The organism is Thermococcus sp. (genome assembly GCF_015521605.1).
Classification (GTDB): domain Archaea; phylum Methanobacteriota_B; class Thermococci; order Thermococcales; family Thermococcaceae; genus Thermococcus.
The window spans coordinates 1-16,486 of sequence record NZ_WANV01000017.1 but is presented as its reverse complement, the minus strand read 5'-3'; the positions used below and the strand labels follow the sequence as shown (position 1 = coordinate 16,486).

At 56.1% G+C, this 16,486-nt stretch carries 16 protein-coding genes, 2 tRNA genes, 1 other RNA gene and 1 pseudogene; 10 read left to right on the top strand and 10 right to left on the bottom strand.

Annotated elements, in window-relative coordinates; translation table 11 throughout:
- Positions 1-29: 29 nt before the first annotated feature.
- The 10 genes from F7C11_RS02990 to ffs all read right to left on the bottom strand — a co-directional run bounded on the left by F7C11_RS02990 (position 30) and on the right by ffs (position 8,473).
- Positions 30-2,003 carry a S8 family serine peptidase gene (locus F7C11_RS02990; protein WP_297090806.1) on the bottom strand — a complete coding sequence of 658 codons (1,974 nt, stop codon included), beginning with the start codon at positions 2,001-2,003 and terminating at the stop codon, positions 30-32.
- 294 nt (positions 2,004-2,297) lie between these two features.
- Complete coding sequence (locus F7C11_RS02985; protein ID WP_297090804.1) at positions 2,298-4,115, bottom strand: aldehyde ferredoxin oxidoreductase family protein; 1,818 nt, start codon at positions 4,113-4,115, stop codon at positions 2,298-2,300.
- 190 nt (positions 4,116-4,305) lie between these two features.
- Positions 4,306-5,433 (bottom strand): tungsten cofactor oxidoreductase radical SAM maturase, encoded by a 1,128-nt coding sequence (locus F7C11_RS02980; protein WP_297090803.1) that lies wholly within the window; start codon positions 5,431-5,433, stop codon positions 4,306-4,308.
- Between the two features lie 107 nt (positions 5,434-5,540).
- Positions 5,541-5,618, bottom strand: a tRNA-Gly gene (locus F7C11_RS02975).
- A gap of 10 nt (positions 5,619-5,628) precedes the next feature.
- Positions 5,629-5,705 (bottom strand) — tRNA-Phe (locus F7C11_RS02970).
- Between the two features lie 89 nt (positions 5,706-5,794).
- Positions 5,795-6,514 (bottom strand): 7-cyano-7-deazaguanine synthase QueC, encoded by a 720-nt coding sequence (gene queC / locus F7C11_RS02965; RefSeq protein WP_297090801.1) that lies wholly within the window; start codon positions 6,512-6,514, stop codon positions 5,795-5,797.
- Positions 6,511-6,921, bottom strand: coding sequence for a PIN domain-containing protein (locus F7C11_RS02960; RefSeq protein WP_297090799.1), 411 nt, complete (start codon positions 6,919-6,921; stop codon positions 6,511-6,513). Before F7C11_RS02960 ends, queC begins: the two co-directional genes overlap by 4 nt.
- Complete coding sequence (locus tag F7C11_RS02955; protein ID WP_297090797.1) at positions 6,909-7,145, bottom strand: AbrB/MazE/SpoVT family DNA-binding domain-containing protein; 237 nt, start codon at positions 7,143-7,145, stop codon at positions 6,909-6,911. The genes F7C11_RS02960 and F7C11_RS02955 overlap by 13 nt, the downstream gene beginning before the upstream one ends.
- A gap of 49 nt (positions 7,146-7,194) precedes the next feature.
- Complete coding sequence (locus tag F7C11_RS02950) at positions 7,195-8,094, bottom strand: dihydroorotate dehydrogenase (RefSeq protein ID WP_297090935.1); 900 nt, start codon at positions 8,092-8,094, stop codon at positions 7,195-7,197.
- A gap of 65 nt (positions 8,095-8,159) precedes the next feature.
- An RNA gene (gene ffs, locus F7C11_RS02945) (signal recognition particle sRNA) lies at positions 8,160-8,473 on the bottom strand.
- Between the two features lie 124 nt (positions 8,474-8,597).
- On the opposite strand from ffs, the gene F7C11_RS02940 reads away from it, so the two are divergent.
- From F7C11_RS02940 to F7C11_RS02895, 10 genes and pseudogenes are all read left to right on the top strand, one after another.
- Entirely contained in the window at positions 8,598-10,034 is a 1,437-nt protein-coding gene (locus tag F7C11_RS02940; protein WP_297090795.1) for an FAD-dependent oxidoreductase, read from the top strand.
- Entirely contained in the window at positions 10,031-10,537 is a 507-nt protein-coding gene (locus F7C11_RS02935) for a 4Fe-4S dicluster domain-containing protein (RefSeq protein WP_297090792.1), read from the top strand. The genes F7C11_RS02940 and F7C11_RS02935 overlap by 4 nt, the downstream gene beginning before the upstream one ends.
- Positions 10,534-10,809, top strand: coding sequence for a (2Fe-2S)-binding protein (locus tag F7C11_RS02930; protein WP_297090790.1), 276 nt, complete (start codon positions 10,534-10,536; stop codon positions 10,807-10,809). Before F7C11_RS02935 ends, F7C11_RS02930 begins: the two co-directional genes overlap by 4 nt.
- Positions 10,802-11,968: an FAD-binding oxidoreductase gene (locus F7C11_RS02925; protein ID WP_297090933.1), complete on the top strand. Its 1,167-nt coding sequence runs from the start codon at positions 10,802-10,804 to the stop codon at positions 11,966-11,968. Before F7C11_RS02930 ends, F7C11_RS02925 begins: the two co-directional genes overlap by 8 nt.
- Positions 11,969-12,057: 89 nt before the next feature.
- Entirely contained in the window at positions 12,058-12,735 is a 678-nt protein-coding gene (gene pyrH / locus F7C11_RS02920) for a UMP kinase (protein ID WP_297090931.1), read from the top strand.
- 62 nt (positions 12,736-12,797) lie between these two features.
- On the top strand, positions 12,798-13,064 hold the full coding sequence (locus F7C11_RS02915) for a ribbon-helix-helix domain-containing protein (protein ID WP_297090788.1): 267 nt from the start codon (positions 12,798-12,800) through the stop codon (positions 13,062-13,064).
- The gene (locus tag F7C11_RS02910) at positions 13,040-13,507 is read left to right on the top strand and encodes a putative toxin-antitoxin system toxin component, PIN family (RefSeq protein ID WP_297090786.1); all 468 of its coding nucleotides are present in this window, start codon (positions 13,040-13,042) and stop codon (positions 13,505-13,507) included. Before F7C11_RS02915 ends, F7C11_RS02910 begins: the two co-directional genes overlap by 25 nt.
- 18 nt (positions 13,508-13,525) lie before the next feature.
- Positions 13,526-14,608, top strand: a complete 1,083-nt coding sequence (locus tag F7C11_RS02905; RefSeq protein WP_297090785.1) for a pentapeptide repeat-containing protein — start codon at positions 13,526-13,528, stop codon at positions 14,606-14,608.
- Positions 14,609-14,719: 111 nt separating this feature from the next.
- On the top strand, positions 14,720-16,039 hold the full coding sequence (locus tag F7C11_RS02900; protein ID WP_297090930.1) for an NAD(P)/FAD-dependent oxidoreductase: 1,320 nt from the start codon (positions 14,720-14,722) through the stop codon (positions 16,037-16,039).
- An 87-nt stretch (positions 16,040-16,126) separates the two neighbouring features.
- Positions 16,127-16,486, top strand: a pseudogene (locus F7C11_RS02895) (metal-dependent hydrolase); the annotation flags it as partial.

Here is a 16,486-nt window from a genome sequence, read left to right as displayed (position 1 = left end):
AAGAGAAAAGAAAAGGATGTTAAAAACCTTCAGCCGTAGTAGACAACGACATCGAGCTGGTAGCTGGCCCAGCCGTATGTGCTGTAGGCGTAGACGAGGAACTTCCAGGTTCCCGGTGCCGGGTTGAGGTATTCGACGTGCTCGTAGCTGTTGCTCGTTGTGGAGCGGTCCACGATGTTACCGTTGGGGTCGTAGAGGTAGAGGTCGAGGTCGTGGAGGCTGGTGTCGAAGGTCAGGTCTCCGGTTATCTTGGTGGCGCCGCTGTTGACGGTCATGGTGAAGCTGTCGCTGGTGTCGTACCAGTCATGGACATAGCCGGTGAAGGTCTGGCTGTCGGTGGTCGGAGTCGGGCTTGGGCTCGGGGCGGGGGTGGTTCCGCTCGACTGGCTGAGGGTGCCGTCACTGACGACGTCGACCTGGTAGTTTGCCGCACCGCTGTAGCTGACGACCTTGACCGTCCAGGTTCCGGCAGTCGGGTTGTAGTAGCCGACCTTCTCGAAGCCGTAGTACTGGGTGTATGAGTAGTCCACCTGGTTGCCGTTGGGGTCGTAGAGGTAGAGGTCGATGTCACTGGCGCTGTTGTCCCAGTAGAGCGTGGCCGTGACAAAGGTGGCGCCGCTGACGTCGAAGGAGTGGGTGGCGCTTCCCTTGTCGGCGACCGAACCGGTGAAGACGAGCTTGGCGTAGTTGTCGTAGTTTATGGCCTTGTAGACGTTTATCCTACCGGCACCGTAGGCGATGTCCGCTATCTCGGTCGGGGCCACTATATCGGCGGTCTCGATGAAGGCGGTCTTTATCTTGTCCGGAGTCCATGTCGGGTGGGCCTGGAGTATGAGGGCCGCGGCGCCGGCAACGTGCGGGGTGGCCATGCTCGTGCCGGAGGCCTTGGTGTAGTAATCGTCGATCGGGGTGCCCATGCTGGTTCCGCTGGCCCTCGGGGCGATGATGTCAACACCCGGGGCGACGACCTCGGGCTTGAGCCTGCCGTCGGCGGTCGGTCCCCGGCTGGAGAAGCTGGCTATGGTGTCCGTGCTGTCAACGGCACCGACCGTTATGACCTTGTCGGCGGCGGCCGGAGAGCCGACGGTGTAGGTGTTGGGCCCGCTGTTTCCGGCGGCGACACAGACGACGAGGCCAGCCGCCCAGGCGTTGTTGACGGCCTGGCTCAGGGAGTCGGTACCGTCGGAGCTCTGGCTTGAGCCGAGGGAGAGGTTGATGACCTTGATCCCGTACTTGTCCCTGTTCTGGACGACCCAGTCGACGCCGGCTATGATGTCGGATATGCTTCCCGAACCGTCTGCGGCGAGAACCTTGACGCCAACGAGCTTCGCTCCGGGGGCGACGCCGATGTACTGTGAGTTGACAGCGCCGGTTCCGGCGATGATTCCTGCGACGTGGGTTCCATGGCCGTTGTCATCGTAGGGGGTGGTCTTGCCGTTGACTACATCGTACCATGCCACGACCTTGCCCTGGAGGTCGGGGTGGCTCGCGTCTATACCGGTGTCGATAACCGCAACAACGATACCGCTGCCATCGTAACCGAGGGAGTTCCAGACGGTGTCAGCCCCTATCTGGGCAACGGAAGTAGCATCTGAAACCTGGACCTTATAATCCTCCTGGATGAACTTTATTCCCGAGACCTTGGTGTTGCCGAAGAAGCCGGTGTCGATCATGCCGGCGATAAGCAGAAGGTCCCTGACCTTCATCTTGACCGCAACGGCGGGGATTATCTTGTAACTGTACTTGATTTCAGCGCCCATAAGCTTCAGTATCCTGAGGGCGGAGTCCCTGCTCCGCGGGCTGTCAAACATTATGACGGTACTGACCTGCTGGTTCCAGTCCATCCCCTGAACCTTCTTGAACAGCCCTGGAGTCATCAGTCCGTAGTTCTTCTGCTGGATGCCGTTATTCCGAACGACGGGCTTCGTTGGTGCTGCGGCTGCCATTCCGGCTATAATGCCTATCAGGAAAAGGGCCAACACAACAGCCTTCCATCCCTTCATTCCTGAACACCTCGATTCACGGTCTGATTTATTATCACATCAGGGCACTATGCCCGTCATCGAAGCACCATCTTGGGCATTGGCAATATAAACCTTTCGATTTTAAAACGTATTATTGCATATGCTATTGATGAAGAAATTTTTTTTGATTTATTCGTAAAGGTTAAACACAACAAATCGTAAGTTGAGAACGGGAAAAACTAAAACAAAAGAGCATATTTTGGGACGTTACGACACGGGATGCACGCCGGATTTCAGAACTAAACGGTACAATAAAGGAAAACGAGAGAGGATTCAGAACTCCTCCATTCCAAGCTCCTTGAGCTTCTCCTCCGGAATCCTTCCGTCCTCGGTCCAGCCGCGGAAGCGGTAGTAGCGCGGGAGCATCTCGGCAAGCCTGACGACGTGACCCTTGTTGGGGCCCTGCCTGACGGGCTCCTCCAGGAGTCTCTTGGGCAGAGTGTCCTCCTTGAGCGGGTCGAGTCCGGCACGGAGGCTGAAGAGCCTCTCGGCGTTCCAGATGCGCTCGCCTATCCTGAGGTACTCCTCGGTCGAGAGGTCCCAGCCTAGGGCCGCGTTGAGCATGTCGCGGTAGTCGTCGGCACCGAGACCGAATGTCGTGAAGACACAGAGTCCGGCGGCATCGATGAGTGCAGTTAGGTCCTGGAAGAGTATGACCATCTTGACCTTCTCGTCGCTTATGTCGTGCGGGTCCATCTTGTAGGGATAGCCGAGTATCTCTGGGCTGATCATGTACTGCTTGATGTGACAGCCACCGCGGTTGTTGGTGGCGTAACCGAGACCGTGTCCCTCAGCTCCACGCGGGTCATACGCCGGAAGCTCCTGCTTTTTGACTCCCATGAAGTACTCGACGCCGTTGTACTTCTCGGCCAACCGGTAGCCGCCTTCGGCGAGAACGTCTCCAAAGCCCTTCCTGTAAGCCATCTTCTCAATGTAGTAGTGGAGAACCTCAGTGTTGCCCCACCTGAACGGCGGAGCGTCATCCCCGAGGTCTTCCTGCTTCAGCAGGCCCTTCTCGTAGAGTTCCATGGCGGTTGCTAGAGTTCCGCCCAGGCTTATGGTGTCGAATCCGTACTCGTCCGCGAGGTGGTTGGCCTCTATGATGCTGGCCAGGTCGTTTATGCCGAGGTGCGCTCCGAGCGCCCAGGTGCTCTCGTACTCCGGTCCCTCCGTAACTCCGAGGGTCGGAAGCTTGTTGACCCTTCCACAGCCGATCGGACAGGCGTAGCACGGCTTGTTTCTTATCAGGTACTTGGACGCCATTGCCTCGCCGCTCTGCTCCTCCGCGTACTCAAACTGGCTGTCCTGGAAGTTCCTGGTTGGGTACAGACCGTTCTGGTTGATGATGTTGACGAGAACGGCGGTACCGAACTTGGGAAGTCCACCTCCCGCGACGGGGTCGTTCTTGAGCTTTTCAATCTTCTCCTTCACGACGCTGGTAAACTTTGCCCTGTCGGCGACTTCAACGCGCTTGTGGCCGCGGACGACGATGGCCTTGAGCTTCTTGCTTCCCATTACCGCACCAACGCCGCCCCTTCCAGCGGCACGGTGCTCGTCGTTCATGACCGCGGCTATCCTTGAAAGGTTCTCTCCAGCGGGGCCGATGGAGGCTATGTGGACCTTGCTGTCTCCAACCTCCTCCTTGAGGGTCTTCTCCGTCTCACTGACAACCTTGCCCCATATGTGGCTCGCGTCCCTTATCTCGACCTGGTCGTCGTTGATGTAGAGATAAACCGGGTGGTCCGCTTTGCCCTCGACCACTATGGCGTCCCAGCCCGCAAACTTCAGCTCTGCACCGAAGAAACCGCCCGAGTTGGCCATCGCTATATAGCCCGTCAGCGGGCTCTTGGTGATCACCATGTATCTGCCGCCGGTAGGGGCGGTTGTTCCGGTCAGTGGGCCGGTGGCGAATATCAGCTTGTTCTCCGGGCTGAATGGGTCCACGGTTGCGTCCATCTCCTTCAGAAGATAATAGATACCGAATCCCCTGGTTCCCAGCCACTTCTTGGCGAAGTTCTCATCGAACTTCTCTTCGCTTATCTTGCCCGTACTAAGGTTAACTCTTAAAATCCTTCCCCAATACGCGAACATGTTTCGATGCCTCCAGCAGTTCTCGGAAGCATTTTTGTACATTGATGCTAATAAATTTGACGAAAGCAAAAAAATGAAACATTGATGTTATGATAAGCACATTAGTTTAACAAACGTAGATGCGGTCATTTTCGAACTTAAAAGTTCGCGGTCGATGTAAAAAACATTATTAAAAAATATGAATTTAGATTCACCAAAATCCTTTCATACCCTTCTCCGGTATCGGGCAGAGCACTATGCGCCTCGCCCAGAGGCAGTCCGCACAGCTTGGCCTGTTGCCCCAGCAGTCCGATTCTGTATCCTGCACAAAGGAACATGATTCGTTCAGCGGACAGTCGGTGCAGCTTGGGTACAGGGCGTTCTGAACCGTAAACCTGAACCAGCTGTAGTCCCTGCTCGTCCATATCTCTGCCAGGCTTTTCTCTCGAACGTTGCCGAATGAGTAAGCGTAAACCTTCTTTTCCCTGCCGAAGACTATCTCGGGGTACGTGTGGAGGAAGCGGTAGCAGGGTGCTACTTCCCCGTCCCACCGGATCACCGCAACTTTCTTCTCTATGAACTCGCAGTGCCTCTCAGTTCTCAGGGAGAACTCCGCTATCCTGTGGAGGTAGCCGTGGTATATTGACTGGAGCTTGTTCACGATTGGCGTCATGTCAATAGAACCGTCGTAGACTATCATTTCGGCGTGCTCCTTGGTTATTGGCAGGAGGTTTGATATCAGTAGTGTATCGGCACCGAGCGAGCCGACGTAGTGTGCAACATCAACCAGCTCGTTGTAGTTCTCCTTTGTGACAACGACCTCAACCCCTATGTGGGGCACGTCCTTCCCGAGCTCCTTCTTTACCTCCTGTATCTTCCGTATCCTTGACCCAGTGTAGTCAGGCTTTATGTGCCCGATGTCGACCGGCTGGGTTGGAACGGAGTCGACCGAGAAGTACATGAGGTCAACGCCGAGCTCCACGAGCTCCCTTATCCTCTTGTCCGTCAGAAGGAATCCGTTGGTACTTATTCCAAGGGCGAAACCGCGCCTTTTGACTTCCCTCACCATGTCCATGAACCTCGGGTGAACCGTAGGTTCCCCGATTCCTCCAAAGTATATCATCTCCAGATCGGGAAGCTCCTCCGCGTCATCGAGTATTTTCAAGAAGAGCTCCCAGTCCATGTCGCCCTCCGGGTCTTCCCAGTACTGTTTGAAACACATTTCACAGCGGAGGTTACACCTATTGGTTATTTCGATGTAGAGGTACTTCAGATCAGGCTTTTTGGGAATTAGAACGAAAGTGCCGTTAAGCTCGAACTTATGAGCGTTGTTCTCCAACGTAAACCACCTAAAGGCGAAGTAAAACAGCAGCCTTTATAACGTTTAGTGGACAGATATGGGCACTGTGAGGCGGTGACTTTTGACGGCACTTCAAGAACAGGTTGTGGTGCGGTGGCCGGGATTTGAACCCGGGTCACCGGCTTGGAAGGCCGGTGTCCTAGACCAGGCTAGACTACCACCGCACGCGAGAAATGGTGGGGCGAGGGGGATTTGAACCCCCGACACCCGGATCTTCAGTCCGGCGCTCTCCCAGGCTGAGCTACCGCCCCACGCCCAATGGATAGGGTAGAGGGCGAATTTATAAATCTTGCGGTGGGCTGAAAGGCAACCCTGGGAGGAGGAAATTCGGGGGGAAGAGTCAGATCCTCGGCTCAACAGCGTAGACCGTCCTGTCCTCCCCGAGTACCTCCATAAGGCCGCGGTGTCTCCTGACGCAGCTCTCGCACTCGCCGCAGTGTATCGGCTTTCCATCTTCCGTGAAGCCCTTCGGCATATAGCAGGAGCTGGAGTACTCGTACTTGGCGTCCAGTTCTTTCAGAAGCCTCGCTATGCCCTTCTTGTCGAGGTCGATGAGGGGGGCAACGACTTTTACTTCGGCCATTGTCCCGTACTTCAGCATTTCGTTCATTTTCTCGACGAACTCCGGCGTGTTATCCGGGAAGGTTGCTCCCTCTTCCGCGTTGAAGCCCACTATTATGTCCCCGCCGCCGAGCGCATCGAGGAGCGAGGCGGCGACGCTTATGAGGACGACGTTACGAGCGGGAACCCAGACGCTCTTCGCGGTCTCCTGAGCAACGTTCATGTCCTCCAGCTCCTCCGCGCTGACCTTTGGCGTTTCACCGCCGACGAGAGTTGTCCCGCGGAGCTTTGAGAACTCTTCGAGGAAGTCCAGCCTCACGATCCTCAGCGGGATGTCGAGCTCTTTCGAGAAGAACTCTGCCACCCTGTTGGTAACCCTTTCCTCGTTGCTCCCGTAGTTGACGGTGAGCATTATCACCTCGTCGTAGTTCTCCTTGGCCCAGTAGAGGCAGGCCGTTGAGTCCAACCCGCCGCTGAAGAGAACGACCGCGCGCTTCATTCAACCACCTCCGGAAGCAGTTTGACGTTAAGTTTCCCAGCCCGGTTTCTAAGCTTTTTGTCGTAGGTCGCGAGGGCACCGACATCTTTGGCTATCGCGAGGATCACGGAGTCGTTGTAGTGTTTCAAGCCGAGGTTTCCGAAGAGGCCAAAGGCTGGAATTAAGTACCTTCTGTCATCGATGAGGCTAACCCTTTCGTTTAGAAGAATCTTTGTCAGGGTTTTCTCTGCTTCCTTGGGTGCAACCCCAGCCGCTGCCAAGTTCCAGACGAGCTCATAAACAACGATTGCCGGCAGCACTACCTTATCAAGGGAGTCTATCAGTTTCCTTGCTTCCCCATATCTCCCTGAGCTGCGGTTGATAGAGTAAAGGAGCACGTTTGTATCAACGACCGCTACTCTTCCCATTTAGAAGCCTCCGTAAGTGCCTTTCTGGTGTTCTCCTCGATTTCTTCTGGCGTAAAGTCCCTTCCAAGGTCAAGGCTCGGCCACTCCATTTCGGCTTTTTTAATGACTATCTCGTCCCCCCTCAGCTCCACGCTCAGATATTCGCCCTCCCTTATGCCAAGGGCCTTCCTTATCTCTGCGGGAATGGTTATCTGGTAGTTGCGCGTGACCTTTGTGAGTGGCATAGTATATCACCGCAGTATAGTAGGACTTCCTACTAGATAACCCTTTCGCTCACTCGAGGGCGAGGCCAACGATGTCTTTCACGCTCGAAAAGCCCTCCTCCTTAAGATAGCGCTCAATCCCCTCGTTTATCTCCCTGAAGACCTTCCAGCCGCGGAGCGAAACTGCTGTTCCTATCTGCAAAGCTGAAGCTCCGGCGAGGAGGAACTCGACCGCATCTTGCCACGTCGTTATACCACCAATCCCGATGACAGGGATGTCAAGGGTCTTCGCGAGGTCGTAGACTGCTCTTAATGCCACGGGCTTAACCCCCGGCCCGGAGTAGCCGCCGACTCTATTGCTCAGTATCGGCCTCCTCGCGTAGACGTCTATCGCTATCGCCTTCAGCGTGTTTATGGCCGAGACGGCATCCGCTCCAGCCTTCTCAGCCGCAAGGCCGAGCTTTGTTATATCATCCGTGTTGGGTGTGAGCTTCGCTATCACGGGCTTATCGGTGGCGTCTTTGACGGCCTTGACGACTTCATACACGTTCTCGGGCCTCTGGCCGATCTCCATGCCGTAGCCCTTGGCGTGCGGACAGCTGAGATTGAGCTCGAAGGCATCCGCCACATCACTCAGCTTTTCAGCGAGAAATGCAAATTCCTCCGGCGTTCCACCGAATATCGAGACTATCAGCGGAAAATCAAAGGTGTAACCTTCAACCATCTCAAGGAAGCCCTTCCAGCCCGGGTTTGGCAACCCCATTGCATTTATCAGCCCGTAGGGGAGCTCTACGATGGTCGGATTGTTGTAACCATCCCTCGGCTCGATTCCGATCGATTTGGTGACCACTCCGCCCGCCCCTTCCTCGTGCGCCCTTATCCACTGCTCCGGAGTCTTGTCGTTGATTCCGGATGCGAGAATGAGGGGGTTTTCGAACCTTATCCCGAAAAGCTCGACCTCAAGGCTCACCATTTTGACACCTCAAAGGCAAAAGAAGCGGTTTCCTATTAAGGTTTTTGCCGGAATTTTAGTGGCGGCGGGCGCGCCCGGGGGTGGGAACCCTCCACCGTCCCCTTCCACCGGGGCTCGCTCACCCCCGCTACCCCACGAGCGCCGCACGTCCCGCCTACCGCTGCTCCCTTCCGGGCCTGGCGGGGTTCGGCGGGCAAAGGGAGTTAGCGGAGCCCTCCAGCTCCGCCCCTCCCACCGCCGGCCCCGTGGGACGAGGGATCACCGTTGTGCCCCGGCTTCCGGGGACGGCTTCAGGAACCGCCCCCCGGGCTTCGGCCCCGGCATATCGACGGTTTCCGGTTACAGGGGACGCCGAACCCCCCGGCCTAGCCCGCCGCCAGCTAACTTATCCGCCGCCCGATATATAAAGCTTTGGTAGTGCCTGAAACCAAAGGTTGCCCACCATCGGGTTGAAAAATTTTCATAAATGGGTGCACGAATAGGTGCATGGGTGATACACCGTGCGCTTAACTGAGCATCCTGTTCTACGTTTTGAGCGCGGCAGGGAGGTTACAATATATTTTAAGGGCCAACCAATCAAGGCGTACGAAGGGGAAACCATTGCAACGGCCTTACACGCCTCTGGAATCAGGGTTCTCAACTATTCCGCCAACGAAAAACGTCCGAGGGGTCTCTTCTGCGCAATAGGCAAGTGCTCCTCCTGTCTGATGGTCGTGAACGGAATTCCCAACGTCAGGACGTGCATAACCCTAGTTGAGGACGGCATGAGGATCGAGCCCCAGCGCGGGAAGGCGAAGCTCCCCAAGGAGGCAAAGCCCCCGGAGTTCAGGGACGCGAAAGTCGTGAGGGCTGACATCGTGATAATCGGCGGCGGGCCCGCTGGTTTGATGGCGGCCATCCACGCGGCCGATGCCGGGGCGAGCGTCGTTCTCCTGGACGAAAACCCGATGCTCGGCGGCCAGCTCGTCAAACAGACCCACAAGTTCTTCGGCAAGCGGGAACAGTTCGCGGGAGTCAGGGGCGTGGAGATAGCAAAAATCCTTGAGGATGAGGTCAAGAAGAGGGAGAAGGTCGAGATATTCCTCGAAACCTCAGCCGTCGGCATCTTTCAGGAGGGCGACGAGAAGCTCGTCCTGGCCGTCAGGAACAACCGCGAGCTGATAGAGTTCCGTGGGAGAGCGGTGATAGTCGCCACCGGTGCGATGGAGAAGATGATACCCTTCGAGAACAACGATTTACCCGGAATCTACGGCGCCGGGGCGATACAGACCCTCATGAACACCTACGGCGTCAAGCCAGGGGACAGGGTTCTAATCGTTGGAGCCGGGAACGTGGGGCTTATCCTGGCGTACCAGCTCATACAGGCCGGCGTCGAGGTGAAGGCGATAGTCGAGGCCATGCCTAAAGTTGGGGGCTACTTCGTCCACGCCGCCAAGGTCAGACGCTTGGGCGTTCCGATACTCACGAGACACACAATCCTGCGCGCCGAGGGGAGGGGGAAGGTCGAGAGGGCAGTAATAGCCCAGCTCGACGAGAACTGGAGGCCTATTCCCGGAACGGAGAAGGTCTTTGAGGTCGACGTCATAGCCCTCGCGGTTGGCCTGAGGCCCAGCATCGAGCTCCTCCACCAGGCCGGCTGCCAGATAAGGTACGTCCGCGAGCTCAGCGGTCACGTTGCCGTTCGCGACGAGTGGATGGAGACCACCGTCCGGGGAATATTCGTTGCCGGTGACTCGGCCGGAATAGAGGAAGCCACGACGGCGATGCTCGAAGGAAAGATAGCGGGCATCGCGGCGGCCCTGAGGCTGGGCATAGCGGACGAGGGCTGGCTCGGGGAGATGGAGAAGGCCCAGAAAGACCTCCTGGAGTTCCGCTCCGGGCCCTTCGGCAGGCACGTGCTCGAGGGCATAAAGAAGGCGCTGGTGGTGAGAGAATGAGTGAGATTCCGGAGTACCTTAGAAAGGGTTACATCACCCCGGAGGAGCTCCAACAGTTCATCCCTCTGCCGAGCGAGGAGAGGCTCAGGAAGAGGCCAGTTGCCGTTCCGGAGTGTCCGCAGGAGATACCCTGCGCGCCCTGCAGGGAGATATGCCCCACCGGAGCGATAAGCATGCCCACTCCGAACGACCTGCCGATAGTCGACTACGATAAGTGCATTGGCTGCTCCCTCTGCGTCCAGATCTGCCCCGGACTGGCCTTCTTCATGGTGCACTACGTCGGGGATAAAGCGAGGATAACGATGCCCCACGAGCTCCTCCCGGTTCCCGAGAAGGGGGAGGAAGTCGTTCTCCTCAACCGTATTGGAGAGCCCGTAGGAAAAGGCAAGGTGCTCACCGTCGTCCCGAGGGAGAAGACGAAGGGTGACACGCCGATAATAATCGTCGAGGTGCCGCTTGAGCTCGCGTGGGACGTCAGGGCGGTTAGGGTGGTGAGAGAATGAGTGACGGAAAGATAATCGTCTGCCGCTGTAACGACGTCACCGTCGAGGAGGTTGAGGCGCTCATCGATTCCGGCGTCACGGACATCGAGGAGCTCAAGCGCCTCCTCCGCATAGGGATGGGTCCCTGTCAGGGAAGGACGTGCATCCCCATAGTCCTTGGCATACTGGCCAGAAAGACCGGAAGAAGGCAGGAGGAGATACCGCTCCCGAAGGCCAGGGTCCCGATTCGGCCCGTCCGCGTAGAGGTCATAGTGGGTGGTGCCGATGAGTAAAATAGCCATCATTGGCGGCGGGATAATAGGGGTCGCCACCGCCTACGAGCTGGCGAAGCTGGGAGAGGAGGTCATCCTTTTCGAGAAGAGCTACTTCGGCTCGGGCTCCACCTTCCGCTGCGCCACCGGCATCCGCGCCCAGTTCACGGACGAGGCCAACATAAGGCTCATGAAGCACTCGGTCGAGCGCTGGGAAAAGCTTGAGGAGGAGCTCGGCTTCGATATAAACTTCAAACAGACCGGCTATCTGTTCCTTGCGACGAGCGAGGAGGAGGTCGAGGGGTTCAAGGCGAACATAGCGCTCCAGAACAAGTTCGGCGTCCCGACGAGGCTCATCGATATGGACGAGGCAAGGGAGATAGTGCCGATCCTCAACACCGAGCCCTTCTTAGCTGGAGCGTGGAACCCCAAGGACGGCAAGGCAAACCCCTTCAAGACTCTCTTCGCCTACCTCTTCCGGGCAAAAGAACTCGGCGTTGATGCGAGGGAGCACACTGAAGTTGTCGGCTTCGAGCGCAAGGGGGATGTTATAACGGCGGTTAAGTACAGAAGCAACGGGAAGGTCGAGAGCGTTAAGGTCGACGCCGTCCTCAATGCCGCCAACGCCTGGGCACCCCTTATCAACGAGATGGCCGGTTTGAAGCGCGACCTCGTGCCTATAACCGCCTACAAGCACCAGCTCGTCAAGACGGAACCGCTCGAACCTGGCCAGGCTGAACCTCTGGTATGTCCGCCGAGCTGGAACGACGCCTACATAATCCAGGACGGAGAGGACGGCGGAATAATCTGCGGCGCCGGGATAGAGCACAGAGCCAGGAGCCTCGACGACTACGAGCCTACTTACGACTTCCTCAGGGGCGTTCTCCGCTACGCGACGATGATAGCGCCCCCGCTCCGCCATGCTCACATCGTCCGCCAGTGGGCCGGCTTCTACGCGAAGACCCCGGACAGCAATCCCGCCATCGGAAAGCTCCTCGACAACTTCTACATAGCGGCGGGCTTCAGCGGTCACGGCTTCATGATGGCCCCAGCGGTGGCTCAAGCGATGGCTGAGCTGATTTCAAAGGGCCGCTCAAGGGTTCCGCTCGACTGGGAGTGGTACGATCCGTATCGCTTCGAGCGCGGCGAGCTCCGCACGAGCGCCTTCCAGATAGGGTGAGTCTCCTCACTCTCCCCTACCTTCTTTTAACACCCCCGCGGCAAGAAAAAGGTTATAAAGGAGCCCCTATTAGCATCGTGAGGGTCATCATGAGGATAGTCTTCGATATAGGCGGTTCGGTTCTCGTTCCTGACGACCCGGACGTTGATTTTATCGGGAAGATGGCTTACGAGCTCATCAAGATAAGCGAGGATCACGAGGTTGCCGTGGTGGTGGGCGGCGGAAAGGTGGCGCGCAAGTATATCAGAGCCGCGAAGACCTTCACACCCAACGAGACCTTCAAGGACTACATCGGCATACACATTACCCGCGCCAACGCCATGCTCCTCATAGCGGCGCTCGGCGAGAAGGCCTATCCCTTCGTAATCCAGGACTTCCGCAAGGCCTGGGAGGTCATCCAGCTCAAGAAGATACCGATAATGGGCGGAACTCATCCGGGCCACACGACGGACGCGGTAGCGGCGCTCCTCGCGGAGTACCTGCAGGCTGACCTTCTGGTCGTCGTAACGAACGTTGACGGCGTCTATGACAGCGATCCGAGGAAGAACCCGGAGGCGAAGAAGCTCGACAGGATAACCGTCGACCAGCTCGTCGAGATCGCAATGCAGGCCGAGAGCAAGGCCGGCGGAAGCGGCGTCGTTGACGCTTTGGCGGCCAAGTTCATCCAGCGCGGAAGGATAAGGACATACATCGTCGGCAAGAAGGACGCCTACCACCTCTTTGACGTCGTGAGGGGCAGGCACAACGGGACTGTTGTGGAGCCTTGAGGTTTTCTTTCCTCCTCAAAACGCTTATATATTTTGTCCGACTATTGTCCTACGGTGATGGAATGTCCACTGCGGAGAAGATTTCGGTCCGTTTTCCTCAGGGCCTAATCCGTGAAATTGATGAGCTCGTGGAGAGCGGTGAGTTCTCAAGCCGGAGCGAACTTATCAAGGAAGCCGTGAGGTTCTTCCTGATGCATTATGAATCCCCTGAAGAGCTCTGGGAAACCTACAAGCTCCTCGCGAGGGAGAGGAGGATCCCATCCGAGAAGGAAATCGAAAAGCTCCTTGAGGAAGTGGATGAGGAATGGAAGCACTCAAGGTCGTCTTAGATGCGAACGTCGTTATAGCGGCCGCCATAAATCCCTTCGGCAGTTCTGGAAAGGTCATGGACTTAGTTGTCGGGAGAAGAGTTCTGTCCTACACTTCGGAGGCGATACTTGAGGAGCTCCGCTTCAAGCTCACGAGCGAGAAGGTTCTCAAATACCTTGAGAGCAGGGTTTACGCCCTTTGGGTTTACAGGATTTTTCGGGCTTCGTCAGTCCTCGTTGAGCCGGCTGAGCGCTTTGAGGTCTCACCCGATCCCGATGACAATAAGTTCTTCGATGTGGTGTATTCGGCTAAAGCTGACTTCCTGATAAGCCTCGACAAGAGGCACGTGCTGAAGCTGAGGGACGGGAAGAGGAGGTTTTCCCTTAAAGGGCACGAGTTTCTGATTTTAACTCCAGCCGAGTTCCTTGAGGTCGTCGAAAGGGATAAAAACTCCGAAGCGTAGTTAGGTTAGTGAGCATTCATGTGCAAGATGGCGCACTTTGGGAACTGCGATCCTGAGACTGCCGATCGGGAGTACTGTATTTTCCATAAACCGAACAAGAGCGAGGAAGAGGCCGTCGAATTTTACAGGAAGTTTCTGGAGAGGTTTAAGCCGAGGGTTGAGGAGATTGAGGTTGAGGGACAGAAGATAAAGAGGCTGGTTTTTGAAAAGCCTGTGGATGCGAGAGGTTTTGTGTTCCCGAAACTGGAACTTTTGTTTGGATTATCCATCTTTAATGGAAACTCAGATTTCAGATTTTCAATTTTTGAGAAATATGCGAATTTTTCAGGTGCAGTCTTCAAGAAAACTGCAAATTTTGGTGGAGCAGTATTCAGGAAATACGCTGATTTTAGTGGAGCGAGATTTTTAGATAGGGCATATTTCTGGGAGGTGGTATTTTGGAATTACTGTGACTTCGTGCGGACAGAATTTCAAAAAGATGTAACATTTTGGCATGCAGAATTTAAACGATATGCAGATTTTACTGATGCTTCCTTCGGTGGAATTCTTCATTTTGAAGGAAACATAATAAGAGGTATACGATTCGATAACGCTAAATTTACTGATCCTAGAGGGGAAAAGTCTGCTTATGGAATACTAAGAAAGTACCACGAGTCTGAGGGAGATAGGGAATCTGCGGATTATGCATTTGTCCTCGAAATGCGCGCCAAAAGAAGGGCACGCATAAAGAACGCACGGACTAAGTTGGAAAAACTTAAGGCTCACACTCACAACTTTATTGAATGGCTCTTAGCGGATCTACCCTCGGAATATGGTACGAACTGGGTTCGGCTCTTTCTGTTTTCCCTGCTTGTTATTATTGGCAATGCGGTTCCATATACTCTCTGGAGCGCCTACATTGAAGGCTTTCCGCAAAGCTCGAATTACCTCCTTCGCTTTGCCAACGCCCTCTACTACTCCCTCGTCACCTTCACAACCCTCGGCTACGGGGACATGCACCCGACAGGCTGGCTGAAAGCCCTGAGCGCCCTTGAAGCATTGACCGGAGCGGTCTTCATGGCGCTTATCGTCGCCGTCATAGCGAGGAAGTGGATGCGCTGACTTTGAGACTTGACCTTTATCCAGGTTTTTCCGCAGAGTTTTGGAAGTTGGTTCAACTCAACAAAAGCCACCTTTTTATACCTCCTCCCCCTTCTCTCTCCGGTGGTGTCCATGAAAATCGTGGTCGTCGGTTCTGGAACAGCGGGAAGCAACTTCGCCCTCTTCATGCGCAAGCTCGATAGGAAGGCCGAAATAGTTGTCATCGGAAAGGAGGAGACCATGCAGTACTCTCCGTGCGCCCTGCCGCACGTGATAAGCGGCACGATCGAGAAGCCGGAGGATGTCATCGTCTTCCCGAACGAGTTCTACGAGAAGCAGAAGATAAACCTCATGCTCGGCACGGAGGTTAGGGAGATAGACCGCGAGAGGAAGGTCGTAATCACCGATAAAGGCGAAGTCCCCTACGACAAGCTTGTCTTGGCCGTCGGCTCGAAGGCCTTCGTCCCGCCGATAAGGGGCGTCGAGAACGAAGGAGTTTTCACCCTCAAGAGCCTCGACGACGTGAGGAGAATTAAATCCTACATCGCCGAGAGGAAGCCGAAAAAGGCCGTCGTAATCGGCGCCGGCTTAATAGGCCTCGAAGGGGCTGAAGCATTTGCCAAGCTCGGCATGGAGGTTCTTGTCGTCGAGCTGATGGACAGGCTCATGCCCACGATGCTGGACAAAGACCTAGCAAAGATTGTCCAGACCGAGATGGAGAAACACGGCGTTTCCTTCCGCTTCGGCGTTGGTGTAAGTGAGATAATCGGCAGTCCGGTTGAGGCCGTCAAAATTGGAGATGAGGAAGTGCCTGCAGATCTCGTTCTCGTCGCCACCGGCGTCAGGGCCAACGTTGATCTCGCTAAAAATGCTGGCCTTGAAGTCAACAGGGGAATAGTCGTCAACGAATACCTCCAGACGAGCGACCCGGACATCTACGCGATAGGCGACTGCGCCGAGGTGGTCGATGCAGTTACCGGGCAGAGAACTCTCAGCCAGCTCGGGACGAGTGCGGTCAGGATGGCGAAAGTTGCGGCGGAGCACATAGCGGGCAAAGAGGTTTCATTCAGGCCCGTCTTTAACACGGCAATAACGGAGCTCTTCGGCCTCGAGATAGGCACCTTCGGAATCACAGAGGAGAGGGCCAAGAAGGAGGGGGTTGAGATAGCCGTCGGCAGGTTCAAGGGCTCGACCAAGCCCGAATACTATCCCGGCGGCAAGCCGATAACCGTCAAGGTTATCTTCAGGAAGTCAGACAGGGGGCTTATAGGAGCCCAGATAGTCGGTGGCGAGCGCGTCTGGGGCAGGATAATGACACTCTCGGCCCTGGCGCAGAAGGGGGCAACGGTTGAGGACGTCGTCTACCTTGAGACCGCCTACGCCCCGCCGGTGAGCCCGACCATCGACCCGATAAGCATAGCCGCCGAGATGGCGCTGAGGAGGCTCCGGTGAGTCTTTCTCTTCTCTTCTTCCTTCAGACCGTTGAAACATCAACAAAGTTTAAGTGCCCTCCCGACAACTTGGGGTTTAGGTGATGACATGAGGGTCAAAGATAGGGATAGAATCCTGCTCGGGCTTGGAACCGGTGTCCTGCTGGCTTCCTCTCTCAGAATCTTCGTGGCCGGGGCGTACTCAAGCCTCGAAAAGACGTTCTTCTACGGTATGAACTTCCCGTCCGGACTGGGAATTCTACTGCTCCTGCTGGCGGCCTTCCTCGTCGGGCGGATGAGCAGGAAGGCCGGCGCGCTCATAGTGGCCGCCTACGCTGTGGCGGTGCTCATCACGGACGCAACCGAATACACACACCTCCTAGCGGCCTTTGCACTGCCGGTCGCGCTTTCCCTCGTCAAGGAGCTCGATGTAAAGTACCTCACGATGGGACTCGTCGCCGACCTGGGC